This is a genomic window from Streptomyces sp. DSM 41931, from assembly GCF_050271085.1.
GTDB classification, from domain to species: domain Bacteria; phylum Actinomycetota; class Actinomycetes; order Streptomycetales; family Streptomycetaceae; genus Streptomyces; species Streptomyces albogriseolus.
The window spans coordinates 6,534,570-6,558,595 of record NZ_CP189902.1; the positions used below are offsets into that span (position 1 = coordinate 6,534,570).

Genomic DNA, 24,026 nt, shown 5'->3' on the forward strand with positions numbered 1-24,026 from the left:
GGAGCCCGGCATGAGCGACCTCGCCGCCCCCTCGGGTCCGGACCGGCCGGCCCGCCGCGGACTCGGCCGCAGCGGTGTGGAGATCACCCCGCTCGCCCTCGGCACCTCGGGCATCGCCAACCTGTACACCCCGGTCACCGAGGAGCAGGCGTACGAGGCGGTGCGGACGGCGCTGCGGCGGGGCATTCGCCACTTCGACACCGCCCCGCACTACGGCCTCGGTCTCGCCGAACGCCGGCTGGGCGCCGTCCTGCGGGAGCTGCCCCGCGACACGTACACGGTCTCCACCAAGGTGGGCCGCCGCCTCGAACCGTCCGACGCGGGCGGCGACGACCTCGCCCACGGCTTCGCCGTGCCCGCCACCCACCGCCGCGTCTGGGACTTCAGCGCCGACGGCGTGCGCCGCTGCCTGGAGGCGAGTCTGGAACGCCTCGGTCTGGACCGTGTGGACGCCGTCTACCTCCACGACCCCGACGACCACGAGGAACAGGCCTTCCGCGAGGGCTACCCGGCCCTCGAACGGCTCCGCTCCGAGGGCGTCGTCGGGGCCATCGGCGCCGGCATGAACCAGACCGCGATGCTCACCCGCTTCGTCCGCGACACCGACGTCGACGTGGTGCTGTGCGCGGGCCGGCACACCCTGCTCGACCACAGCGCCGCCGCCGGACTGCTGCCCGCCGCGCTGGACCGCGGCGTGTCCGTCGTCGTCGGCGGCGCCTTCAACTCCGGCCTGCTGGCCGACCCCCGGCCGGGCGCCACCTACGACTACGCCGCCGCCCCCGCCGCTCTCCTGGAGCGCGCCCTGCGGATCAAGGAGGCCGCCGAGCGGCACGGCACCTCGCTGCGCGCCGCCGCCCTGGCCTACTGCGCCGCCCACCCGGCGGTCGCCGGCGTCCTGGTCGGCGCCCGCTCGGCCGCCGAGGTCGACGACTGCGCCGACCGCTTCGCCGAACCCGTCCCGGACGCCCTGTGGGAGGAACTGCGCGCCACCGGCCTGCTGTGAACCCCGGTCACCGGGCGTGCGTGCCCGGCGTGTGCCCGAACGCGCGGCGGAAGACGTCGATGAAGGCGCTCGTGGACGACCATCCGCACCGGTGCGCCACCTGCGTCACGGGGGTCCGCTCGGCCAGCAGGACCAGCGCGCGGTGCAGGCGGAGCTGGGTACGCCATTGCGGGAAGGTCATCCCGAGGTCCCCGCGGAACAGGCGGGACAGCGTGCGGTCGCTCGCTCCGACCTCCCGGCCCAGCTCGGCGAGGGTGCGGTCGTCCGAGGGATCGGCGCGCAGCAGGTCGCAGACCCTGCGCAGCAGCGGGTCGTCCGGGGTGGGCAGATGCAGGGGCTGCTGCACCGAGACGCGGAGCTGGTCGAGGAGCACTCCACGCAGCCTCCTCGCCTCCGGGCTGCCGCGGTCCTCGCTGCGGGTGTGAGCGAGGATCAGCTCGCGCAGCAGCGGGCTCACCGCGAGCACGGCGGGGCCGTCCAGCCGCAGCGGATTCTCCCGCGCGGGCAGCCCCACCAGGTGCAGTTCGAGGTCGCCGTGCGCCTGGTGGGCGTGGACGGTGCCGGCCGGGACCCAGAGGGCACGCGTCGCCGGGGCGACCCAGGAACCGGCGTCGGTGGTCACGGACACCACCCCCCGGCCGGCGTAGACGATCTGGTGGTCGTCGTGCCGGTGCGCGTCGATCTCCCCGCCGGGGCGCAGGCGTTGGGCGCGGGTGGGAGCCACGGGGGTGTGGCGGACTTCCGTCATCGCCTGGCAGATTATCGGAAGCGCGACACGCGCCGCGCCCCGCAGGCTGACGAGGTGCGAAAAAACCTCCCGATCACCCTGCTGTCCGTCGGACACGCCTGCGTCGACGTCTACCAGGGGGCCGTCGCCGCCCTCGTGCCCTTCTTCGTCGCCGAGCGCGCCTACAGCTACGCGGCCGTCTCGGGCGTCGTCCTCGCGGCCTCGGTGCTGTCCTCGCTGGCCCAGCCGCTCTTCGGCGTGCTGACCGACCGCCGGGCCGTCCCCTGGCTGCTCCCGGTCAGCACGCTGCTCGCGGGCCTGGGCATCGCGCTGAGCGGGGTGAGCGACTCCTACGCCGTCACGCTCGCGGCCGTCGCGCTGTCCGGCGTGGGAGTCGCGGCGTACCACCCGGAGGCCGCGCGGCTGGCCAGGGCCGTCGCCGGCGGCAGTCACACCGCGATGGGCTGGTTCTCGCTCGGTGGCAACCTCGGCTTCGCCCTGGCGCCGCTCACCGTCGCCGCCGTGATCGCCGTCGGGGGTCTCCGGCTGACGCCGCTGCTTCTGCTGCCGGCCGTGGCCGGCGCCGCGCTGTGCCTGCCCGTGCTGCGTGCGCAGCGGCCCCGGCCGTCCGGCACGGCCGGGCCGTCCGCGGCGGCCACGGACGACACCGCGTCGTTCGTACGGCTCTCCCTGGCCGTCGTGTGCCGTTCCGTCGCCTTCGTCGGCCTGGGCGCGTTCGTCTCGCTGTACGCCGCCGAGCGCATGGACGGCAGCAGGGCCGCCGGCACGGCCGCCCTGTTCCTGCTGTACCTGGGGGGTGCGGCCGGCAGCGTTCTCGGCGGTGCGCTGGCCGGCCGCTGGGGCCGGATCCGGGTCTCACGTTGGTCGTACCTCCTGACGGCCGCATCCATCACCGGGCTGCTCCTCGTCCCCGGCCCGGCCCTCTACCCGTTCGTCGCGCTGACCTCGGCCGGCCTCTACGTCCCGTTCTCGCTGCAGGTCACCCTGGGGCAGGACTACCTGCCGTCGCGGGTCGGCACCGCCAGTGGGATCACGCTCGGCCTGACCGTGAGCGTCGGCGGCCTGATCAGCCCGCTCATCGGCGCCCTGGCCGACCAGACGTCCCTCCGGACGGCCCTCACCCCGCTGATCCTCATGCCCGTCCTGGCCTGGCTGCTGTTCCGCACCCTGCCCGAGCCCGCGCTCCCGTCACCGTCCGGCGCCACGGAGTCGGACGGCCCCGCGCCGTCGCACCCGTCCTAGGACTTCCGCGCGCTCCCGGCCAGCCGGGTCGGCGGCAGGAACTCCCGTACGTACGTCCGCTCCCAGCAGGCGCCCGTCTCGCGCAGCTCCCGCCAGGTGGTGAAGCGGTACCGGAACAGGCGGGCGCGGATGTGGCGGGGCGGGGCGTCCGCGGGGAAGGGGGAGCGGCGCAGCAGGCGCAGGGTGTCGGGGTCGTTCTCCAGCAGCCGCTCCACCAGCCCGCCGAACCACGGGCTCGCATAGGCGGGGGACAGCGCCGCGAACCACATCAGCCAGTCCAGCCGCAGGTGGTACGGCGCGAACTGGCGCGGCCAGCGCCGGGGGTCGCCCGGCTTCCCCTTGAACTCGTACTCCCGCCAGCCGGAGTCCTCCCGGGGCACCTCGTCCGCCGTCCCCTCCAGCACCACCTCGTGCCGCACCCGGCCCACGGTGCCGAACGCCCCGTAGGTGTTCACCAGGTGCAGCGGGTCGAAGGAGCGGTTCATCGCCTGGCGCCGCGAGAGCATGTTCCGCACCGGCGCGTGACTGAGCGCGAGCAGCAGCGCGGACACCGCGAGCACGACCACCACGTACCAGAGCGGGGCGTCGTCCACCGGCGGCGGATCGGACGGCCACGCCACGACGGGGAGTGCCAGCACGACGGTGATCCAGTTCAGCCAGGCGAAGTTCCCGGACAGCACCAGCCACAACTGGGTGACGATCATCAGCGCGGCGGCCGCCGACGCGACCGGCTGCGGCGCGAACAGCAGGAACGGCACCACCAGCTGGGTGACATGGTTGGCCGCCGCCTCGACACGGTGCAGCGGCCTCGGCAGGTGGTGGAAGAACCAGCTCAGCGGCCCCGGCATCGGCTGGGTCTCGTGGTGGTACTCCAGACAGGTGAGGCGGCGCCAGCACTCGTCGCCGCGCATCTTGATCAGCCCGGCGCCGAACTCCACCCGGAACAGCACCCACCGCAGCAGGAACAGCACGACGACCGGCGGCGCCACCTCGTCGTTGCCGAGGAACACGCCGAGGAACCCCACCTCCAGCAGCAGCGACTCCCAGCCGAACGCGTACCAGGTCTGCCCGACGTTCACGATCGACAGGTACAGCGCCCACGGCACCAGCCACAGCAGCATCGCCGCCCACAGCGGGACCAGCGCGTCCGCCCCCGCCAGCAGGGCCGCCGACACCGCGCATCCGGCCCACGCGCATCCGGCGAAGAAGCGGTCCGAGTAGTGCAGGTGGAACAGGCTGGGGGAGCGGCGCAGGGGCACCCGCGCCACGAAGCGCGGCACCGGCAGCATGCCCCGCTCCCCGATCAGCGCGCGGAACTGCAGCGCCGCGGCCAGGAACGCGGCCAGGTAGAGCACGGCCAGCCCTTTCTGGAAGACCAGCCGGCCTGTCCAGTACTCGGTCGCGCCGAACCACTCCACGGCCGCACCCTCCGTCCTGCGCCGCCCCGCCGGACCGGTCCCGGCCCGGCTCCCGGGCCTCGTGACGCCCTGCCGCCTGTGACTTCCCGTGTACCACCGGGCGCCCCGGGATACCCGTGTCCCGCGGCGGCCCAGCGGTCGAAGAATCGGCCGAATCCTGGCAAGGTGGCCCCATGGCTGATCGGGGAGCGAGCCCCGTGTCACTCCCGGACGACTGGCCGGAACACCCGGATCCGATCCTGGCGCTCAACCGCATGGGCAGTTTCGACTGGGACCTGGACGCCGGGGTGATGCAGATGGACGCCCAGGCGCACGAGATCTTCGACGTGCGCCCCGACGAGTACGACGACCGGCCCGAGACCCTGGCCATCCGCGTCCCGCCCGCGGAGGCGCGGCGGCTGGACTCCGTCGTGGCCCGCGCGCTCAACACCGGCCAGGAGAACTACGGCGCCTACTTCCGCATCCGCTGCCGCGACGGCTCCCTGCGCTGGACCCACACCCAGGGCTACATCCGGCGGGACCAGGCCGGCCGGCCCCACCGCATCATCGGCATCGTCCGCGACGCCACCCAGGAACTGCAGGACAGCAGCGACCGCCGCGACCAGGCCCTCCAGGAGAGCCTGCGCCGTCAGCAGACCAACGTGGTCCAGCTGACCACCGCCGCGCTCGCCCACGCCCGGACCGTGCAGGACGTCATCGACGTCCTCAAGGACACCCACGGCCTCACCCATCTGGGCGCGACCAGTCTGGTGATGGGACTGGTCGAGGCCGGCCGGATCCGGCTCATCGCGGAAGGCCCCGCGGGCAGCCTCGTGCCCGGCACCGAACTCACCGGGATCGACGAGCGGTACCCGATGAGCGAGGCGGTGCGCACCCTCAGCCCGCGCTTCATCGAGTCCCCGGAGGAGTTCGCCGAGCGCTACCCGGAGCTGTGGCGGGGCATCACCGGGCTGAAGATCACCTCGGCCGCGTATCTGCCGCTCATCGTGCAGGCCCGCCCGATCGGCGCGATGGGCCTGCTCTACAGCGACCGGCGCGGCTTCACCGCCGAGGAGCGCAACATCCTGGTCGCGCTCGGCAGCAGCATCTCCCAGAGCCTGCAGCGCGCGATGTTCTACGAGCAGGAGATGGACCTCGCCCAGGGGCTCCAGCAGGCCATGCTGCCCCGCACCATCCCCAGCGTGCCCGGCGCCGACCTCGCGGTCCGCTACCGCGCCGCCTCCTTCGGCGGCGCCTTCGGCCGGGACATCGGCGGCGACTGGTACGACCTGATCCCGCTCCCCGGCAGCACCGCAGGCGGCAGCCGGGTCGGCGCCGTCATCGGCGACGTCCAGGGCCACGACACGCACGCCGCCGCCGTCATGGGACAGCTCCGCATCGTGCTGCGCGCCTACGCCGCCGAGGGCCACACGCCGGCCACCGTGATGGCCCGCGCCTCCGTCTTCCTGCACGAACTGGACACCGACCGCTCCGCGACCTGCCTCTACGCCGAGGTCGACCTGTCCACCGGCGTGATCCAGGCGGTCCGCGCCGGGCACATCGACCCGATGGTGCGCCGTGTCGACGGCTCCTGCCGCCGGGTGCCCGTCCCCGGCGGGCTGCCGCTCGGCCTGTCCGCCGAGTTCGGCGGGCTCGACTACCCGGTCGGGCGGATAGAGCTGGAGCCGGGCGAGACCCTGGTGCTGTGCACCGACGGCCTGGTCGAGCAGCCCGGCGCGGACCTCGACGACGGCGTGGAGACCCTCGCCGCGCTGATCGCCGTCGGCCCCGACGACGTACGCGGCCTGGCCGACCGGCTGATCGACGTGGCCGAGGAGCGCGGCGGCGACGACGACGTGGCGCTGCTCCTGCTGCGCCGCCGCGAGCCGGAGGGTCCGCGCTCAGGCGGCCGGCTCAAGCAGCTGGTGCCGCCCGGCGAACCGGAGGCGCTGTCCGACACCCGGCGCATGATCCGCACCGCGGCCGCCGCGTGGGGCGCCCGGGACCGGGCCGACGAGATCGAACTGGTCGCCGACGAGATGATCACCAACGTGCTGATGCACACCGAGGGGTCCGCGGAGGTCACGCTCCGGGTGCTCGACGGGACCGAACGGCGGCTGCGGGTGGAGGTCGAGGACTCCTCCAGCGCCCTGCCACGCCGCCGGGAGGCGGGGGAGGGCGGCGTCTCCGGCCGGGGCCTGCTGCTCGTGGAGACGCTCACCGACCTGTGGGGCGTGGAGGCGCGCGGCGGCGGCAAGTGCGTGTGGAGCGAGTTCGTGGTGGCCAAGGACCCGGAACCGGCCGGAGGGAGGAACCCCGGCACGGGCTGAGGACGCGCGCCGCCGGTGGCACTCTTGACGCATGCCGGAACTCCCCGAGGTCGAGGCGCTCAAGGACTTCCTCACCGAGCACCTGACCGGCCACGAGATCGTCCGGGCGCTGCCCGTGGCGATCAGCGTCCTGAAGACCTACGACCCGCCGCTCACCGCCGTCGAGGGCCGCGAGGTCACCGCCGTGCGCCGGTACGGCAAGTTCCTCGCGCTGGCCACGGACGGCGGCCCGTACCTCGTCACCCATCTGGCGCGCGCGGGCTGGCTGCACTGGAAGGATCCGCTGCCCAGCGGCGCACCCCGCCCCGGCAAGGGGCCGCTGGCGCTGCGCGTCGCCCTGGAGACCGGCGCCGGGTTCGACCTGACGGAGGCCGGCACCCAGAAGCGGCTCGCGGTGTACGTGGTGGCGGACCCGGCCGAGGTGCCGGGGATCGCGCGGCTCGGGCCGGACCCGCTGGCCGGTGACTTCGACGAGGGGCGGCTTGCGGAGCTGCTCTCCGGGGAGCGCCGCCGGCTCAAGGGCGCCCTGCGCGACCAGAGCCTGATCGCGGGCGTCGGCAACGCCTACAGCGACGAGATCCTGCACGCCGCCCGCATGTCCCCGTTCAAACTGGCCTCCTCGCTCACCCCGGAGGAGACGGCCCGGCTGTACCAGGCGCTGCGCACCACCCTCACCGAGGCGGTGGAACGCTCGCGCGGGCTGGCGGCCGGGCGGCTGAAGGCGGAGAAGAAGACCGGCCTGCGGGTGCACGGCCGCACCGGCGAGCCCTGCCCGGTGTGCGGGGACACCGTCCGCGAGGTGTCGTTCAGCGACTCGTCGCTGCAGTACTGCCCCACCTGCCAGACGGGCGGCAAACCGTTGGCGGACCGGAGACTGTCCCGTCTGCTGAAGTGACCCCCCGCGGCGGACCGCCGGGTCACTCGGGCCGCAGCACCACCAGCGTCTCGCCCTCCGTGGAGCGCACCTCGTACCGCTCGATGTCGTCGGAGCGCATCGCGGAGCCGCCCGGGACGGTGTTGGGGCGGGCGTCGTGCCGGGGCACCGCCCAGTTCGTCATGACGTTCTCGGAGCCGTCGCGGCCGATGCCCACCAGGACGCAGTCGCGCGGTCCCGCCGCGTCCTTCACCCGCAGCTCCACGCTGCTGCCCCAGTCGCGGTCCTCGACCCTCACCTCGGCCCACACCCCGGAACGCTCGTCGGTCGCCGCCACGGTCAGCGGGCGCGGCCCGTCGTCGCCCCGCGCCACCACCGTGACCGCCGGGGCGGACACCGCCAGCACCACGGACGCGGCCAGCGCCAGCAGCACACGGCGCCGTCCGACGCGCCGCCGGGCGGACACCTGGGTGAGCAGCCGGTCCAGCATCCGCGGCGAGGGCTGCGCGACCGGGCGGACCGTGCGCGGGGTCGCGCTGCGGTAGAGCATCAACTGGCGTGTCGCGGGGCCGAACTCGGTGACCTGGACGGCGCAGCTGGGGCACTCCATGAGGTGGTCCTCGAAGCGGAACGCCTCCGCCTCGTCCAGCACGCCGAGCGCGTAGGCGCCGACGTCGCGATGCCTCTCCAGGGACCTCATGCCGAATCCTCGTGCCGTTGGGTGCGGGTGGGGTTACTCCTTGCTCCCACCGGTACGCACCAGGCAGCCGAATGACTCAGCGGCGCACCGAATCGTGACCTAAGTATTCGGAGACCTCGGGCCCGCGGATTGGTCGGATTCTCGCGGACCTCGGAACGGGCCCGCGCGGCCCCTAGAAGAGGTGGATGGCGAGGTGCCCGAGCGGCAGTCCGAGCTGCCACGCCGGCGTCCACACCTTCGGTCCCTCGTCCTCGCCGGCCGCCCCGCCGCCCGGCACCGCGTTGAGATCAGGGGCCAGCAGCTCCGTCTCCCGCAGCCAGCGCCACGCCTCCGCCGCCAGCTCCAGGTCCGGGCCGGGCGCGCCCCGGCCGGACACGACGGCGTCCGCGGCCAGGTCGTCCAGCCGCTGCTGCACCCACTCCTGCCACGGCTGGTCGTAGGCGGTCAGCGACAGCCACGTCTCCAGCTGGGTGATGACCCGGATGCCGGACAGTTCGCCGTCGGTGTCGGACAGGAACACCGTCAGCGCCAGCGCGTCCCGGCCGGCCCGGAACTCCACGGACGTCGGCGGCATGAGGTCGCCGGTGCGCAGCAGCTCGTCCGCGATGTACTCGGCGTAGAACCAGGCCATGGGGACGGCCGGTTCGCCGCCGCCGTCCGTGCTCTCTCGACCTCTGTGCAGCATCCCTTCCTGCCTCCTCCGGTGCGTGCGCGTCGCCCGAGCCCGGATCCCGGTCCGGAACACGGATGAGGACAGCCGATCCCCAACCGGGTTCCACGGCAAGGCGCTTTACGGAGGTTTGACCCGACGGCCGGTTTCACCGCATGTCGGAGGCGTAGCCCGGAAGCACCCGGCGCAGGGCGCGCAGCGCGTAGTACGCGCGGGACTTCACCGTACCGGGCGGGATTCCGAGGGCGGCCGCCGCTTCCGCCACACTCGCCCCCTGGAAGTACACGAGCACCAGGACCTCACGGTGCTCGGGAGTGAGAGTCTTCACAGCTTCCCGGACGTCGAGCGTCGCGGCGGCCCGTTCCGCGTGGTCGGAGATCACCCGGGCGTTCTCCAGCACGGCGTCGCCGACCTCGGCGGGCCGCGCCTGCCGGGCCCGGCGCGCGTCGATGGCGAGCCGCCGTGCCACGGTCAGCAGCCAGGGGCGTACGGAGTCGAAGTTCTCGGCGCGCAGGGCCTCGGGGTGCTGCCAGGCGCGCACCAGCGTCTCCTGGACCAGGTCCTCCGCGCGCTGCCGGTCCCCGTCGCAGAGCCGGAGCAGAAGCGCGAAGAGGGGCCGGCCGTGCTCCCGCTGGAGAGCGGCGAGCTCGTGCTCGGCGGTGGTCCCGTTCGTGAGTGTCATTCCGGCCGTCATGGCCGTATGGCAACGCACCCCGCCGCCGGGGGACAGGGCGCGCACAGGAGTGTGCGACGGACGGTCGATCGCGTCGACGAACGGTTCGACGAACGGTCGGGACGGCCGTTCTCGCACGCCGGACGGCCTAAAGAGCGTGTCGGAACACCGCCCGCAGCGATGTGGCTTCTTACCTGTTTATCCACAAATACGACCACAGCGGGGTGACGTGATGATCGTACGCAGCAGACAGCTGGCCCTCGTCCTGACGGCCGTGCTCGCCGCGGGCGCCGCCTGCCAGGCCCGCGACCACACGCCGCCGGCCCAGGGGCGTCCGGCTCCCTCGGCGGCGGCCCACCGCGGCTTCACCCTGGTCGCGTCGGGAGACGTCCTGCCCCACACCTCCGTCATCGAACAGGCCGGGTTCGACGCCGGGGGCGCCGGGTACGACTTCCGGCCGATGCTCTCCGGCATCCGCTCCGTCGTCGCCCCCGCGGACCTGGCGCTGTGCCACATGGAGACCGTCTACGGCGCGGACGGCGACTACAGCGGCTACCCGCTCTTCAAGTCGCCGCCCGAGGTCGCCGCCGGACTCGCCGCCACCGGCTACGACGGCTGCTCCACCGCCTCCAACCACACGCTGGACGACGGCGAGGACGGAATCCGCCGCACCCTCGACGCCCTCGACCGGGCGGGGCTGCGCCACGCCGGCTCGGCCCGCTCCGCCGAGGAGGCCGCCGCACCGACCCTGCTGAAGGCGGGCGGGGCCCGGGTGGCGCATCTCGCCTACACCTTCGACACCAACGGGATCCCGCTGCCGCCGGACCGGCCCTGGGCGGTGAACCTGATCGACGAGCGGCGGATCGTCGCCGACGCCCGCGCCGCCCGCGGTGCCGGGGCCGACGTCGTGGTGGTCTCCCTGCACTGGGGCACCGAGTGGCAGGACCAGCCCGACGACCTCCAGCTCTCCCTCGCCCGTTCCCTCACCGCGTCGAGGAGCGGGGACCGCCCGGACGTCGACCTGATCCTCGGCACCCACGCCCATGTCCCCCAGGCGTACGAGAAGGTCAACGGGACTTGGGTGGTCTTCGGCATGGGCGACCAGATCGCCGGCGAGATGACCAACCACGAGGGGGTGAGCGACCCGCGCGGCAACCAGTCCACCGTCGGCCGCTTCACCTTCTCCCCGCCGCCTCGCCCCGGCGGCCGCTGGGAGGTCACCCGCGCCGAGTTCGTGCCGCAGCTGTACGACGTCGACGCCGGCCGGGTCGTCGACCTCAACGAGGCCCTGGCCCAGGGCGCCGAACTGCACGCCGTCCGCGACCGCATCCGCGACGTGGTGTTCAGCAGGGGCGCGGCGAAGGACGGGCTCGTGATGGCGGGCGGGCGGGGCTGAGGGGCGGGGTCGGTCCGGGGCCTGCGGTCCGGGGCCTGCGGACCGGGCGCGCGGGCGTCAGTCGTCGTCGACGTGGTCCAGCGCCTTGAGCAGCTCGCCCAGCACACGCAGACAGGCCGTCACCTCGGCGTCCGTCAGGCCGCCGCCGGTCTCCCGCAGCAGGGCGTGCTCCCGGCGCAGCACCTCGCCGATCGCCGCCGTGCCCTTCTCCGTCGGACGGATGAGCGACGAGCGCCGGTGGGCCGGGTTGGGAATGCTCTCCACCAGCCCCTGGTCCGCCGCCTCGTTCACCGTGCGCTGCACGAACTGGCGGCTGATCGCCTGCGCCCGGCCCATCTGCGGCACCGTCATCGGCCCGTTGCGGTGCAGCAGCGTCAGCACCGCGCGCACCCCGAGGGACAGCTCACCGTCCGTCAGGCCGCGTTCGACGCTGCGCTGGGCGCGCCGGTACAGGGGGCCGACCAGGTCGTACACGTCGGTGAGACGTCGGCCGAGCTCGTCCGGCGGGAGGGGGGTCTCGTGGTCCGTCACCCGTCCATCATGACATCCAGGTTGTCAAAGCGACCCCCACATGACACCTTAGTTGTCATGAATGGTGCTTCGGATCTTCGTTCCTTCCCGTCCGCCGACGGCGACCTCGCCTACCGCGACACCGGCTCCGGCGACCTCGTCGTCCTGCTCCACTCCGGCTTCGTCGACCACCGGATCTGGGACGACCACGTGCCCGTCCTCGCCGAGCGGTACCGGGTGATCGCCCCCGACACGCGCGGCCACGGCTTCTCCGCCAACGCCACCGCCCCGTTCCGCTGGGCCGACGACCTGGCCGCGCTGCTGCGCCACCTCGACGCCGGACCCGCCGTCCTCGTGGGACTCTCCATGGGCGGCGTGATCGCCACCGACACCGCGCTCGAGCACCCCGGCCTGGTCCGCGCGGTGGTCACCGCCGGGGCCGCGACCGGCGACCACCGCTACACCGACCCCTGGCACCGCGAGCTGGAGGAGACGATGGCCCGGGCGCTGGCGGCCGGGGACGTGACCGCCTGGCTCGACGCCTTCCTCCGGCTCGTGCCCGGACCGGCGCGCACGGCCGACGCCGTCGACCCCGACGTGCTGCGCCGCGTGCGCGAGATGGCCCTGCACACGCTGTCCAAGCACGGCCCGGGCGAGAAGGACTGGCTGGTCCGGGTGACCGGCTCCTTCGACCGGACCGGCGAGATCCGCGTCCCGCTGCTCGCCGTCAACGGCTCCCTGGAGCCGGCCGATCTGCATGCCGCCGCCGAGCGCCTGGCCGGCGCCGTCCCCGACGGCCGCACGGCGACCATCGACGGCACCGGCCACTACTCCGCGCTGGAGCGCCCCGACGCGTTCAACCGTGTCCTGCTCGACTTCCTGGAAGCGCTCTAGTCCCGCTTCCCACCGTCGTCCCCGGCCGCCCGCGCGAGCGCCGAACGCCGGTAGGAGTAGCCGAAGTAGACGACCAGGCCGACCGCGAACCACACGGCGAACCGCGCCCAGGTCTGCCACTGCAGGAACGTGATCAGCCAGACCGAGAACACCACGCCCACCGCGGGCACCACCGGCATCCACGGTGTGCGGAAGGCGCGCGGCAGCTCCGGCTGCCGGTAGCGCAGCACGATCACCGCCGTGCACACCACCACGAACGCCAGCAGGATGCCGATGTTGGTCAGCTCGGCCGCCTCGCCGATCGGCAGGAACCCGGCGATGGCGGCCGACGCCACCCCCACGATCCAGGTGACCCGCGTCGGCACGTGCCGGGTGGGGTGCGTCCTGGCGAACCAGCGGGGCAGCAGCCCGTCCCGGGACATCGCGAACCACACCCGGGTCACGCCCAGCATGAACGTGAACATCACGGTGAGGATGCCGATGATGGCACCCACCGCGATCACGTCCGCCAGCCCGGTCAGCCCCACCGACTTGAACGCCGTGGAGAAGCCGCTCTCCGGGTCGATGTCCCGGTAGTCCTGCATGCCCGTCAGCACCAGGCAGGCCGCCACGTACAGCACCATCGAGACGATCAGCGAGTAGATGATCGCCTTCGGCATGTGCCGCTGCGCGTCCTTGGACTCCTCCGCCGCCGTCGACATGGCGTCGTAGCCGAACACCGCGAAGAACACCGTCGCCGCACCCGTGAACGCCCCGCCGACACCGAACGGGAAGAACGGCTCGTAGTGCGCCGCCTGGATGTGGAACACGCCGACGCCGATCACCAGCAGCACGACCAGGACCTTCAGCACCACGACGACCGTCTCGAAGCGCGCCGCGTTCTTGATGCCCAGGTTCAGCAGCGCCGCGATCAGCAGACACAGCAGCGCCGCGAACAGATCGACCCGGTGCCCGTCCCCGGTGCCGGGCGCCCCCAGCATCCAGGCCGGAAGGTCCGCGCCCATCTCGTTCACCAGGAAGCTGAAGTAGCCGGAGATGCCGATGCCGACCACCGCGACGATCGCCGTGTACTCCAGCAGCAGGTCCCAGCCGATGAACCAGCCCGCCAGCTCGCCCAGCACCGCGTACCCGTAGGTGTAGGCCGAGCCGGCCTTCGGGATCATTCCCGCGAACTCGGCGTACGACAGCGCCGCCGCCGCGCTCGCGACGCCCGCGATCAGGAAGGACAACAGCACCGCGGGTCCCGCCGTGCCGTTCGCGACCGTCCCCGCGAGGGTGAAGATGCCCGCGCCGATGATGCCGCCCACGCCGATCGCGGTGAGCTGCCAGAGGCCCAGGGTGCGCTCCAGCCGCGGACCCCGGCCGACCTCCGTCTCCTCGATGCGCTCGATCGGTTTGCGGCGGAGAATTCCTTCGCCCGCCCGGAGTCCGGCCATGCGTCTCACCTCTTCGCGTTCGGCAAGCGGCTGACGAGGACTCATGATCCCCCGGGGGCGCCGGTGACGGAAGACACCACGCGAGCCGGAGGGCACGCCTTCACCGGACTACGGCACCACCGTCACCGGCCAGCGCCCCGCCTTCACCAGCCGCACCGCCACCGACCCGACGAACCGGTGCCCCGCCTGCTCGGACGCGCCCACGACCACCGCGTCCGCCGTGAGGTCGTCCGCCGCCTTCACCAGGCCGTTGTACGGGTCGCCCCGGAAGGTGTGGAACTCCCAGCGGACGTCGAAGATCCCCTTGATCCGCTCCATCGACTCCCGGATCTGCGCCGCCAGGTCCTGCGCGATCTCCTCCGTCGCGTCCGCCACCGGCGCGCCGAGCGCGGCCCCTGCCGCCAGCACCGGCTGCACGTACACGATGGCGAGCAGCGCGCCCTGCCGCCGGGCCAGCCCCGCGGCGTAGGCCGCCGCGCGCAGCGACGAGTCGGAGCCGTCCACGCCGGCCACGATCACCTTCGGGCCGTCCGTGCCCCGCTCGAACCGATGGGCCTGCTGTTCCGTCACGACCGCGAGGCTATCGGAGCGCCGCCCGGCCGGGCACCGCGCGGTCCCCGCACATCTCCCTCCTATGCTGCGCCGATCAGGTGAAATGGTTCCGCCGCACCGGTGTCGCGGCGCTGCGCCGGACCTCCGCGGGGCGACTGATGAGTCATGCAGAAGCATCAATTGCTCACCCGGCGCCGGGCGTTGCTCGCCGGTGCCGCCACGCTGGGCGCGGCAGGCGTGGCCACGGCGCTCGTGCCGGGGGCCGGGAACCGGGGCGCTCCGGCGTCACCGCCCGTCGCCGGAGCGCCCGCGGCCCGCCGCCCCCTCAGGCCCTCCGAGTACCGTCTGAGGCCCCTGACCGGCTACGGCCCCCCGCGCACCGCGCCCGGCAGGACCCCGGTGCGCAAGGAGCCGCTGCTGAAGGTGCCGGAGAACGGCCGCACCGTCGTGCTCACCTTCGACGACGGGCCCGACCCCCGCTACACCCCCGACATCCTGGACACCCTGGCCCGGTACGAGGTGCGCGCGATGTTCTTCGTGTGCGGCGAGATGGCGGCCTACAGCCCGGACCTGCTGGCCCGCATGGCCGACGAGGGCCACGTGGTCGGCAACCACACGTGGTCGCACCCCCTGCTGACCGGTCTGCGCCGGCGCCGCATCCGCTCCGAGATGGAACGCACCAGCGACGTCGTCGAGAAGCACCACGGCGCCCGCCCGGAGTGGTTCCGCGCCCCCTACGGCGCGTGGAACCGCGCCGCCTTCGAGCTCGGCGCCGAACTGGGCATGGAACCGCTCGCCTGGACCGTCGACACCCTCGACTGGACCGAGCCCGGCACCCGCACCATCGTCGGCCGGGTCGAGGACGGCGTCGCCCCCGGCGTCGTGGTGCTCTCGCACGACGCCGGGGGCGACCGCTCGCAGAGCGTGAAGGCCCTGCGCTCCTATCTGCCGCACCTGCTGGACTCCGGCTACCACGTCACCGTGCCCCGCCGGGAGTACGTCTGAGAACGCCCTGAGCAGTCCCCGCCCGGGCGGGCGGGGACTGCTCAGCGGATCTCGGCCAGGCGGGCGAAGGCGACCACGTTGCCGTCGTAGCCGTTCTGCTGGGTGAAGCCGCCGCCGCAGGTGATGACCCGCAGCTCCGCGGTGCCCTTGGACGCGTAGACCCGGTCGCCGGGGAAGTCGTTCTTCGAGAAGACCTCCACGCCGTAGATCTCGAACACGGCGGTCTTGCCGTCCTTGCGGGCGATCTCGACCCGGTTGCCCTTCTTCAGCGCGCCCAGGCCGTAGAACACGGCCGGTCCCTGCGCGTTGTCCACGTGCCCGACCACGACCGACGTGCCCTTCTCGCCCGGCGAGACCGCGCCGGTGAACCAGCCCGCCAGGTTCGGGTCCTCGGGCGGCGGCGCGTCCACCCAGCCCTCCGCGTCCAGGCCCACCGGCACGATCGGCGCGTCCACCTGGATCGCCGGGATCCGCACCCGGTCCGGCACCGCGTACGGCAGCGGCTGCAGCGCGCCGACGGTGACACCGGGGGTCGCGCTGTCCGCGGCGGCCGCGCCGGCCGGCTGCGGCGGGCCCACGTCGAACTCCCCGGAGCCGTTGCGGAGCAGCGCGAGGCCGGTGAGCAGGACCAGCGCTATCACGCCCCACGGAGCGCGCCTCCTCGGGCGCGCCTCCTCTTCGGCTTCGGCCGGCTCGAAAGCTGACATTCGCCTTCCCCTCTCGACACGGCCGTCGCCGTGTCACTCGCGCATGACGTGAACGCTAAGCGGAGGGTGCGCCACCGGCGACGGGACGGCGGCGAACGGGTGGCCCCCGGACGGGCGGGGTGCGCCATCCGGGGTGATCCGCGACGAAGATCTTCTGACGGTCCGTGACCTGCGGCGATGGCCCCGCCCGCACGGGAGGGGCGAGGGCGGCCCTCAACCGTACGGACCATTCCCGAAATGCGCGGCGGCGCAGGGCAACTGAGGGTCTTTCCGGGAGGCGCTTTCTCGCCGATCGGACCGGGGACGGGACCCGGGGCGTCTCCCGCGGAGGATCACATGCGCAACACACGTGCCCTTGCGGCCGCCGGAGCCGCGGTCGCCGTCCTCGGGGTCGCCGCCCCGGCGGCCGTCGCGGACGGCGGACGGGTGCCCAACCCGTCCAACATCGTCGCCCTGCCCAGCGTCATCGCCCGGGGCGGCCAGCTCACCATCACCGTCGACGGCTGCCCCAACGGCGGCCACGCCACCTCGAACGCCTTCCCGCGGACGAACCTGACGCCCGTTCACAGCGGCAACGACACCGCCAGGGGCACCGCCACCATTCACCACGACGCCCACCCCGGTCCCTACGACATCACCGTCCACTGCTCCGGCCGCAGCCTGACCCGCCCGGCCGCCTTCACCGTCATCGGCGGTGTCCGCGGCGGCATCGGCGGCAGCAGCACCACCGGGGCCACCCCCGCCGACATGGCGATCGGCGGGTCGCTGGTGGCCGCCGCGGTCGTCGGCAGCGGTGTCTTCTGGATGCGCCGCCGCGCCGAGAAGCGGATCTGAGGCGCTGCTCCCCCCCGGCCTCCCGTTCCGCCCGTGCCCGAAGCCCGCGCCCCGGACCCTGACGGCGTCCGGGGCGCGGCCGTGCCCGCGGGGCGGGCCGGACCGAGGGCGTCGTGCGGTCAGCTCCCGGTCTCCGGGAACAGCCGCAGGAACGGCTCGGCCGTCGCGGCGAGGCCCCGGCTGTAGGGGGCGTCGAAGTCCCAGATGAGGAAGAGCAGGAAGGCGATGAGCGCCGAGAACAGCCCGGCGAGGATCAGTTCGCGGCGGGTGCGCCGGATCTGCAGGGCGAAGATCATGCCGATGGTGACCATGGCTCCGGTGACCAGGCCGAACCACACCACGCCCGGCATGGTCGCCCCGGTCGACTCCGCGCGGGCGCTGCGGGCCTGGTCGGCGGCGGCCACCTGGTCCACCAGAGGCTGGTAGGCCTGCGCCTCGAAGTCGGTGCGCGGCTCGTAGTCGGTCACGTCCCGGCGCAGCCGGTCGAGCAGTGCGGCGCCCTCGTCGGTCAGCCGGTCGTGGTCGGCCATGGTCCGCCACTCCGTGGTGACGACGTGTCCGACATAGGCGTTGACATCGTCACGGATCCGGTCACGGATCTCGGCGGGGTAGACCCGTACCCGCTCGGAGATCTCGTGCAGGGCGACCGCCTCGGCGCGGACGTTCTCCTGGGCGGCGCTGCGGCCCTCCCAGACGCCGGCGATGGCGAGACCCAGCACGATGGCGTACACCACGCCGATCCACATGGTCATGTACTCGATGACGTCCGGTGTCTCGCTGGGGTCCTCGTCCTCGGCCGCCCTCCGGTGCCGGAGGAGGGTGATGATCACCACGACGGCACAGGCGGCGAGCATGGCGAGGATGAGAACAAGCCATTCCGGCAAGAGGTGCCTCCAGGCAGAGAGGATCGATCGGGTGCGCGGGCGGTCGTCAGCGCGGGCGCAGCGCGGCGACGGCGACCACCGCCGGGGTGGTGATGAGCAGGACGAAGACGAGCGGCGACGTGGTGCTCCGGGCCGGCCGCTTCACTTCGGTCGTGCGGTGGCGCGGGTAGGTGACGGTCCGCAGGGTGGGACGCGGGCTCGGGGTCGCGGACGGTTTCGGGGCCGGTGGCGGGGGCGGCGCCGGACGGAGGGCCGGGCGCGGTCCGGCCGTCGGCGCCGGCCGGGGCGACGGCGGGGCGGGGCGCGCCGCGGGCGGCGGGACGGGCCGCACGGTGGGGGTGGGCTTCGGCGGCGGAGGGGTCGGCGTCGGCGAGGGCGGCGGTGGCGGAGGGGGAGGGGGTGGAGTCGGGGTCGGGGTCGGGGTGGGTGTGGGCGTGGGTGTGGGGATCGGCGTGGGGGTGGGTGGCGGCGGCGGGGGAGGCGGGGAGCAGGGCGGGAGGGCCGGGTCGATGTGGCCCGCGATCGCCACCGCCTGCGTGCCGTCCGGCCCCGTCGAGGCGTACGCGCAGGCGTCCGCCGCCGCCCGGCCGGGTGCGCCGGCGAACGCCCAGAGCAGCGTGACCACGGCCAACGCGCGTACCGCGGTACGGGTTCGGGTCGGTACGAGTGCTTGCACGACGAAGATCATGAGTCGTCCGGAGCCATGTCACGCACGAGAGCCGGGGGAATGCCACGAAGGAGGGAAGAAAAGAAAAACGGGCCGCCGTTGAACACAACCTGTGCCGCCGTGCGTACCCCTCGTCGAGCGGCGGCGCGGCAGAGCGCTGCGACACCTCTGCGATCATCTGGAGTTGACGATGAAGACCTCCTGGCGGACCGCCTCACTGGTGGTGAGCGCCGCGGCGGTGCTGACCCTGACGACGGCGTGCGGTCAGGACACCCAGCCGCCCTCCAGCCAGAACGTGGGGATCACGGCGCCGGGCGACCTCGGCGGCATCGGCAGCGGGGCACAGGCGGGCCAGACCTCCCCGGCCCCGAGCCAGCCGGTCAACACGGCGGGGCAGCTGAACGTGGCGACCGACGCCAAGCTCGGCAAGGTGGTGACCGACGAACTGGGCCTGACCCTCTACCGGTTCGACCAGGACTCCGCGAACCCGCCCAAGTCCAACTGCGACGGGGACTGCGCGAAGACCTGGCCGCCGGTGCCGGCGGACGACGCCTCGGCGGGCGAGGGCATCGACAAGGCGCTGCTCGGCGAGATCACCCGCGCCGACGGCACCAAGCAGCTCACCGTGGACGGGTGGCCGGCGTACCGGTACGTCAAGGACGTGAACGCCGGTGACGTCAAGGGCCAGGGCGTGGGCGGCAAGTGGTTCGCGTTCACCCCGGAGGGCAAGAAGGCGCAGTCGGCCGATCTGCCGGGGCTCTCGACCCGGGAGGACCCCGAGCTCGGCGAGATCGTGGTCGACGAGAAGGGCATGACGGTCTACCGCTTCATGAAGGACGAGGCGTGGCCGGAGCCCGTCTCGAACTGCGCCGGCGACTGCGTGAAGAAGTGGCCGGTCGTCTCGCCGGTCGACTTCGCCGACACCAAGGGCATCCAGAAGAAGGGCTACATGACCTTCACCCGGCCCGACGGCGCCGAGCAGCAGACCATCAACTGCTGGCCCATCTACACCTTCGCCGGCGACAAGGCCCCCGGCGACACCAACGGTCAGGGCGTCGGCGGCACGTGGTACGCCGTGCGGCCCGACGGGAAGCCGGTCGGCGCGCCGGAGAAGTGACGACCTCCCCAGGGCGCCGGCCCCGGCGCCGCCGGCCCCGAGTCCGCCCCTCCGCGATCCCGCGGAGGGGCGGACCGTTTTCCCCGGGTTCCTCCCGCGCGCCGGAACACTCCGGAGTGGCGTGATCACGTCATGTGACAAACCCTGTGCATCCGCAAAGCGGGCACGTGCCAGAGGCAGTGACCGGGAACGGATGGTCAATTTCCGTTTGGGGTCGCCCTGTTGGCGGGCGATCAGTAGCCTCTGCTCGAACACCGGATCGCCTACGCCTTGGAGAGATACATGGAGCGTCCCGCCTGGGCCCCACGGAGCATCGACATCACGGTGCCCAGTGTCTCCCGGATGTACGACTACTACCTGGGCGGTTCGCACAACTTCGAGGTCGACCGGGAAGCCGCCCGCAAGGCCATGGAGTTCATGCCGGGACTGCCCAAGATCATGCAGGCGAACCGGGCGTTCATGCGGCGGGCGGTGCGCTTCGCCGTCACCGAGGGGGTCACCCAGTTCCTTGACATCGGTTCCGGCATCCCCACATTCGGGAACGTGCACGAGGTGGCCCAGGCGGCCGACCCCGAGGCCCGGGTGATGTACGTGGACCACGACCCGGTGGCGGTCGCGCACAGCAAAGTGGTGCTGGAGGGCAACGACCGCGCGGACATCCTCGCCGCCGACCTCCGCAAGCCGGGGGAGATCCTCGGCAGTGACGAAGTCGGCCGGCTGATCGACCTGAATCGGCCGGTGGCGCTGCTTCTCGTTGCCATACTTCACTTCGTGGAAGAAGCGGACGACCCGTACGGGGCGGTGGCCGAACTGCGTGAGGCCCTGGCGCCCGGAAGCATGCTGGTCCTCACCCACGCCGCGTACGAGGGGATCCCGTTGCCGCCGGAGCGGGCGGAGGGGGCGGTCGGCGTGTACCGAGACACGCGCAACCCGCTGATCATGCGCACGCGCGACGAGATCGCGCGGTTCTTCGAGGGGTACGACATGGTGGAACCCGGACTGGTGCCGATGCCTCGATGGCGTCCCGACACCGCACCGGAGGACGAGGATCCCTACGCCTTCTCCGGCCTGGCGGGCGTGGGGCGTACGGCGTGAGCGCGGAGCCGGACGGGCCGGAGGGCAGACTGCGCCGGTTCGCGACGATCTGGAGCCGGGCCGTGTACCCGGTGACCTCGACCGCCGACACCCGCTCCGAGTTCGAGGAGCGGCTGCTCCCGGTGGCCCGGCTGCTGAGCGAGGCGCTGCGTGCCCGGGCCTTCGACGCGGAGGCGGGCCGGGCGGCCGGCGCGGCGCTCGTCGAGGCGCACTGCACGGACCCCGAGGCGCTCAGCCGCACCCTGGACTGCGTCGACGCCTACCTCGTCCTCTACTGCGGCGGCGACGGTGACCGCGAGACCCTCAGGGCGCGCAGCGCGCGGCTCCAGCACGCCATGGCGGCCGGCTTCGCCCAGGCCCTGCGCCGGCGCACGCTGGCCGAGCAGGAGGCCGTCGCCAAGGCCGCGCTGGAGGCGCAAGGAGTGGTCGCGCAGGCCCTGCACGCCACCGAGACCCGGTTCCGCGCGGTCTTCGAAGGCGCGGCCATAGGGATCGGCATCGCCGACCTCGAAGGCAACATCCTCCAGGTCAACGGCGCGCTCGGCCGCATGTTCGGCCTGTCGGGACAGAACCTGCTGGGCCGCAACGTCAGGGACTGGACCCACCCCGACGACGCCCCGCAGACCTGGCGGCTCTACGAGGAGCTGGTGAGCGGCGAGCGCGAGCACTACCACCTCGAGAAGGCCTTCTACCGACCTGACGGAACGGTCCTGTGGACCAACCTCACCGTCTCCCTGCTGCGCGACGCCGACGGCGAACCCCAGTACCAGCTCGCCCTCATGGAGGACACCACCGAGCGGCGGCTGCTCAACCTCCGGCTGCGCTACGAGGCCACCCACGACGCGCTCACCGGGCTGCCCAACCGCACCTTCTTCTTCGAGCGCCTGGAGAAGGCCCTCGCGGCCGGACCCGGCCAGCGGTTCGGGCTGTGCTACCTCGACCTGGACGGCTTCAAGACCGTCAACGACAGCCTCGGGCACGCGGCCGGCGACCGGCTGCTCGTCGAGGTCGCCGACCGGCTCCAGTCCTGCGCCACCGCGCCCGGCGAGATGGTGGCCCGGCTCGGCGGCGACGAGTTCGTCGCCCTCACCACCGGCCCCGACACCCGCCGCACGGTCGACGAGCTGGCCGGCCGCATCATGAACGCGCTGCTCGCCCCGATCAGCGTCGACGGCCGGGAGCTGACCGTGCGCGGCAGCATCGGCATCGTCGAGGGACCGGCGGGGGAGCGCAGCGCGGCGGAGGTGCTGCGCAGCGCCGACATCACGATGTACCGGGCCAAGGCGGCGGGCGGCAACCGGTTCGAGCTCGCCGACCCGGAGGCCGACGCCCGCGCCATCACGCGGCACGGGCTCACCACGGCGCTGCCCACGGCCCTGGACCGGGGCGAGTTCTTCATCGAGTACCAGCCCCTGGTGCACCTCGGCGACGGGAGCGTCCGGGGCGCCGAGGCGCTGGTGCGCTGGCTCCACCCGCAGCACGGGGTGCTGTCCCCGGACCGCTTCATCCCGCTCGCCGAGCACACCGGGCTCATCGTGCCGCTCGGCCGCTGGGTGCTGGAGCAGTCGGTGCGTCAGGCCCGCGAGTGGCGCGACGCCAACGGCGGCGACGCGCTCGGCCCGCTGCGCATCAACGTGAACCTGTCGCCCTGCCAGCTCACCCACCCGGGCCTGGTGCAGGACACCGTCGAGATCCTGGAACGCACCGGCGTCACCCCCGACGCGCTGTGCCTGGAGGTCACCGAGTCCGCGCTCATCGGCGCCGACGACGACCTGCTCAAGCCGCTGCGCCGGCTCGCCGAGATGGGCGTCGACATCGCCCTCGACGACTTCGGCACCGGCTACTCCAACCTCGCCAACCTGCGCCGCCTCCCGGTGAGCGTCCTCAAACTGGACCGCTCCTTCACCCAGAGCATGCAGCAGTTCCCCGCCGACCCGGTCGACCTCAAGATCGTCGAGGGGATCGTCTCGCTCGCCCACAGCCTCGACCTCGCGGTCACCGTGGAGGGCGTGGAGACCGGCGCGCAGGCCGAGCAGCTGCGCATCCTCGGCTGCGACACGGCCCAGGGCTGGTACTACGCCCGCCCGGGCCCGCCGGAGCGGCTGCACGAGCTGGCCCTGGTGGACGCGACGGGATGAGGTGCGCACGGTGACCGGCCACCAGGGCACGCCGGTGCCGCCCGAGGTGCCCTGGCCTGTGCGGGCTCGTCCGGGCCGGGCGCGCAGTTCCCCGCGCCCCTGAGGGCGTGGGAAGAGGGGCCTGCCGGACGGCTTGGCGGTCGCGCTGAAGATCGCCGACGGTTCGGAGCCGGCCCTCACCGCTCCAGCAGCATCCCCTGAAGTTCCCGTGCCGCCCGCGGCGGCGCCACGTCGCTGCGGTGGGCCAGGGCGATCGTCCGGTGCAGGCCCGGGCGGGCCAGCGGGGTGACGCGCAGACCGTGGCCGGAGCGGGCGGCCACCATGCGGGGCACCACCGCCACGCCCAGCCCCGCCCGCACGAACCCCAGCACCGCGTCCATCTCCCCGCCCTCCACCGCGAACTCCGGCTCGAACCCCTCCGCCCGGCATGCGGCCACGGTCAGCTCCCGCAGGTCGTAGCCGTGCCGGAACATCACCAGGCGTTCCCCCTCCAGGTCGGCGATCCGCACCGCGCGCCGCGCCCGGCCGGGGCGGGGGGCGTCCGGGGAGGAGACCACCACCAGGTCCTCCCGCAGCAGCTCCACGGTGGTCAGCGCGGGGGAGGGCGTCGGCAGCGGCAGCACCACCAGGGCGAGGTCCAGCGCGCCGCGGGCCAGCTCGCGCACCAGGTCGTGCGAGCCGCCCTCCTCGATCAGCAGCCGGACGCCCGGGTAGCGGTCGTGGAAGGCGCGCAGCACGTCCGGCAGCAGACCCGTGCACAGACTGGGCGTCGCGCCGAGCCGCACCCGGCCGCTGCGCAGCTGTGCCACCTCCTGCACCTCGTGCCGGGCGGTGTCCGCGTCCGCCAGGATCCGCCGGGCCAGCGGCAGCAGCGCCTCGCCCGCGTCGGTCAGCGTGATGTTGCCGCGCGCCCGCCGGAACAGGTCCGCGCCCAGCTCCCGCTCCAGCGCCTTGATCTGCTGTGACAGGGACGGCTGGGCGACGTGGACCAGCTCGGCGGCGCGCGTGAAGTGCCGGGTCTCGGCCACCGCCACGAAGTACTGGAGCTGCTGGAACTGCATCCAGCCATGATAGGCGGACCCTATCGAATCGAGCCGCACCATGTCTTGGACCGATGGGGCCCTCCGGCCCTAGCGTCTGATGACATGGTTCTG

The 24,026-nt window shown here is 73.3% G+C and carries 22 protein-coding genes; 11 read left to right on the forward strand and 11 right to left on the reverse strand.

Going from position 1 to position 24,026, the window contains the following annotated elements:
- The first annotated feature begins 10 nt into the window (after positions 1-10).
- Complete coding sequence (locus ACP7TJ_RS29880) at positions 11-1,003, forward strand: aldo/keto reductase (RefSeq protein ID WP_367488877.1); 993 nt, start codon at positions 11-13, stop codon at positions 1,001-1,003.
- Positions 1,004-1,010: 7 nt separating this feature from the next.
- On the opposite strand, the gene ACP7TJ_RS29885 is transcribed toward ACP7TJ_RS29880, so the two are convergent.
- The gene (locus ACP7TJ_RS29885; protein WP_093765693.1) at positions 1,011-1,751 is read right to left on the reverse strand and encodes an AraC family transcriptional regulator; all 741 of its coding nucleotides are present in this window, start codon (positions 1,749-1,751) and stop codon (positions 1,011-1,013) included.
- Between the two features lie 54 nt (positions 1,752-1,805).
- Between ACP7TJ_RS29885 and ACP7TJ_RS29890 the strand changes: the two genes are divergently transcribed.
- Positions 1,806-2,993, forward strand: coding sequence for an MFS transporter (locus ACP7TJ_RS29890; RefSeq protein ID WP_427766702.1), 1,188 nt, complete (start codon positions 1,806-1,808; stop codon positions 2,991-2,993).
- Here ACP7TJ_RS29890 and ACP7TJ_RS29895 read toward each other — a convergent pair.
- Positions 2,990-4,411, reverse strand: coding sequence for a lipase maturation factor family protein (locus ACP7TJ_RS29895; protein ID WP_093765695.1), 1,422 nt, complete (start codon positions 4,409-4,411; stop codon positions 2,990-2,992). The genes ACP7TJ_RS29890 and ACP7TJ_RS29895 overlap by 4 nt on opposite strands.
- Positions 4,412-4,584: 173 nt before the next feature.
- On the opposite strand from ACP7TJ_RS29895, the gene ACP7TJ_RS29900 reads away from it, so the two are divergent.
- Both ACP7TJ_RS29900 and ACP7TJ_RS29905 read left to right on the forward strand, forming a co-directional pair.
- The gene (locus tag ACP7TJ_RS29900) at positions 4,585-6,720 is read left to right on the forward strand and encodes a SpoIIE family protein phosphatase (RefSeq protein WP_093765696.1); all 2,136 of its coding nucleotides are present in this window, start codon (positions 4,585-4,587) and stop codon (positions 6,718-6,720) included.
- Between the two features lie 31 nt (positions 6,721-6,751).
- The gene (locus ACP7TJ_RS29905) at positions 6,752-7,615 is read left to right on the forward strand and encodes an Fpg/Nei family DNA glycosylase (RefSeq protein ID WP_167743933.1); all 864 of its coding nucleotides are present in this window, start codon (positions 6,752-6,754) and stop codon (positions 7,613-7,615) included.
- Between the two features lie 22 nt (positions 7,616-7,637).
- On the opposite strand, the gene ACP7TJ_RS29910 is transcribed toward ACP7TJ_RS29905, so the two are convergent.
- The 3 genes from ACP7TJ_RS29910 to ACP7TJ_RS29920 form a co-directional block, all read right to left on the reverse strand.
- Entirely contained in the window at positions 7,638-8,294 is a 657-nt protein-coding gene (locus ACP7TJ_RS29910; protein ID WP_093765698.1) for a zf-HC2 domain-containing protein, read from the reverse strand.
- 172 nt (positions 8,295-8,466) lie between these two features.
- The gene (locus ACP7TJ_RS29915) at positions 8,467-8,979 is read right to left on the reverse strand and encodes a hypothetical protein (protein ID WP_266403293.1); all 513 of its coding nucleotides are present in this window, start codon (positions 8,977-8,979) and stop codon (positions 8,467-8,469) included.
- A 133-nt stretch (positions 8,980-9,112) separates the two neighbouring features.
- Entirely contained in the window at positions 9,113-9,658 is a 546-nt protein-coding gene (locus ACP7TJ_RS29920) for a sigma-70 family RNA polymerase sigma factor (protein WP_033275399.1), read from the reverse strand.
- A 211-nt stretch (positions 9,659-9,869) separates the two neighbouring features.
- On the opposite strand from ACP7TJ_RS29920, the gene ACP7TJ_RS29925 reads away from it, so the two are divergent.
- Positions 9,870-11,033, forward strand: a complete 1,164-nt coding sequence (locus ACP7TJ_RS29925; RefSeq protein WP_390920238.1) for a CapA family protein — start codon at positions 9,870-9,872, stop codon at positions 11,031-11,033.
- Positions 11,034-11,090: 57 nt separating this feature from the next.
- Here the strand turns inward: ACP7TJ_RS29925 and ACP7TJ_RS29930 are convergent, their stop codons facing one another.
- Entirely contained in the window at positions 11,091-11,564 is a 474-nt protein-coding gene (locus tag ACP7TJ_RS29930; RefSeq protein ID WP_093765702.1) for a MarR family winged helix-turn-helix transcriptional regulator, read from the reverse strand.
- A gap of 57 nt (positions 11,565-11,621) precedes the next feature.
- Between ACP7TJ_RS29930 and ACP7TJ_RS29935 the strand changes: the two genes are divergently transcribed.
- Complete coding sequence (locus ACP7TJ_RS29935; protein ID WP_093765703.1) at positions 11,622-12,437, forward strand: alpha/beta fold hydrolase; 816 nt, start codon at positions 11,622-11,624, stop codon at positions 12,435-12,437.
- On the opposite strand, the gene ACP7TJ_RS29940 is transcribed toward ACP7TJ_RS29935, so the two are convergent.
- A complete protein-coding gene (locus tag ACP7TJ_RS29940; protein WP_093765704.1) occupies positions 12,434-13,873 on the reverse strand; it encodes an amino acid permease in 1,440 nt (479 codons plus the stop codon). The genes ACP7TJ_RS29935 and ACP7TJ_RS29940 overlap by 4 nt on opposite strands.
- A 108-nt stretch (positions 13,874-13,981) precedes the next feature.
- On the reverse strand, positions 13,982-14,443 hold the full coding sequence (locus ACP7TJ_RS29945; RefSeq protein ID WP_093765705.1) for a universal stress protein: 462 nt from the start codon (positions 14,441-14,443) through the stop codon (positions 13,982-13,984).
- 147 nt (positions 14,444-14,590) lie between these two features.
- On the opposite strand from ACP7TJ_RS29945, the gene ACP7TJ_RS29950 reads away from it, so the two are divergent.
- Complete coding sequence (locus ACP7TJ_RS29950) at positions 14,591-15,430, forward strand: polysaccharide deacetylase family protein (protein ID WP_427766711.1); 840 nt, start codon at positions 14,591-14,593, stop codon at positions 15,428-15,430.
- A 41-nt stretch (positions 15,431-15,471) separates the two neighbouring features.
- Here ACP7TJ_RS29950 and ACP7TJ_RS29955 read toward each other — a convergent pair whose 3' ends face one another.
- On the reverse strand, positions 15,472-16,137 hold the full coding sequence (locus ACP7TJ_RS29955) for a class F sortase (RefSeq protein WP_093765707.1): 666 nt from the start codon (positions 16,135-16,137) through the stop codon (positions 15,472-15,474).
- A gap of 336 nt (positions 16,138-16,473) precedes the next feature.
- On the opposite strand from ACP7TJ_RS29955, the gene ACP7TJ_RS29960 reads away from it, so the two are divergent.
- Positions 16,474-16,971 (forward strand): hypothetical protein, encoded by a 498-nt coding sequence (locus ACP7TJ_RS29960; RefSeq protein WP_093765708.1) that lies wholly within the window; start codon positions 16,474-16,476, stop codon positions 16,969-16,971.
- A 119-nt stretch (positions 16,972-17,090) separates the two neighbouring features.
- Here ACP7TJ_RS29960 and ACP7TJ_RS29965 read toward each other — a convergent pair whose 3' ends face one another.
- Positions 17,091-17,855 (reverse strand): DUF4239 domain-containing protein, encoded by a 765-nt coding sequence (locus ACP7TJ_RS29965; protein WP_093765709.1) that lies wholly within the window; start codon positions 17,853-17,855, stop codon positions 17,091-17,093.
- Between the two features lie 857 nt (positions 17,856-18,712).
- On the opposite strand from ACP7TJ_RS29965, the gene ACP7TJ_RS29970 reads away from it, so the two are divergent.
- The 3 genes from ACP7TJ_RS29970 to ACP7TJ_RS29980 all read left to right on the forward strand — a co-directional run bounded on the left by ACP7TJ_RS29970 (position 18,713) and on the right by ACP7TJ_RS29980 (position 22,872).
- A complete protein-coding gene (locus ACP7TJ_RS29970) occupies positions 18,713-19,639 on the forward strand; it encodes an SCO0930 family lipoprotein (RefSeq protein ID WP_093769215.1) in 927 nt (308 codons plus the stop codon).
- Positions 19,640-19,921: 282 nt separating this feature from the next.
- Positions 19,922-20,734 carry an SAM-dependent methyltransferase gene (locus ACP7TJ_RS29975; RefSeq protein WP_367547778.1) on the forward strand — a complete coding sequence of 271 codons (813 nt, stop codon included), beginning with the start codon at positions 19,922-19,924 and terminating at the stop codon, positions 20,732-20,734.
- On the forward strand, positions 20,731-22,872 hold the full coding sequence (locus tag ACP7TJ_RS29980) for a putative bifunctional diguanylate cyclase/phosphodiesterase (RefSeq protein ID WP_093769213.1): 2,142 nt from the start codon (positions 20,731-20,733) through the stop codon (positions 22,870-22,872). The genes ACP7TJ_RS29975 and ACP7TJ_RS29980 overlap by 4 nt, the downstream gene beginning before the upstream one ends.
- 176 nt (positions 22,873-23,048) lie before the next feature.
- On the opposite strand, the gene ACP7TJ_RS29985 is transcribed toward ACP7TJ_RS29980, so the two are convergent.
- Complete coding sequence (locus tag ACP7TJ_RS29985) at positions 23,049-23,933, reverse strand: LysR family transcriptional regulator (RefSeq protein WP_167743924.1); 885 nt, start codon at positions 23,931-23,933, stop codon at positions 23,049-23,051.
- Between the last annotated feature and the right edge of the window lie 93 nt (positions 23,934-24,026).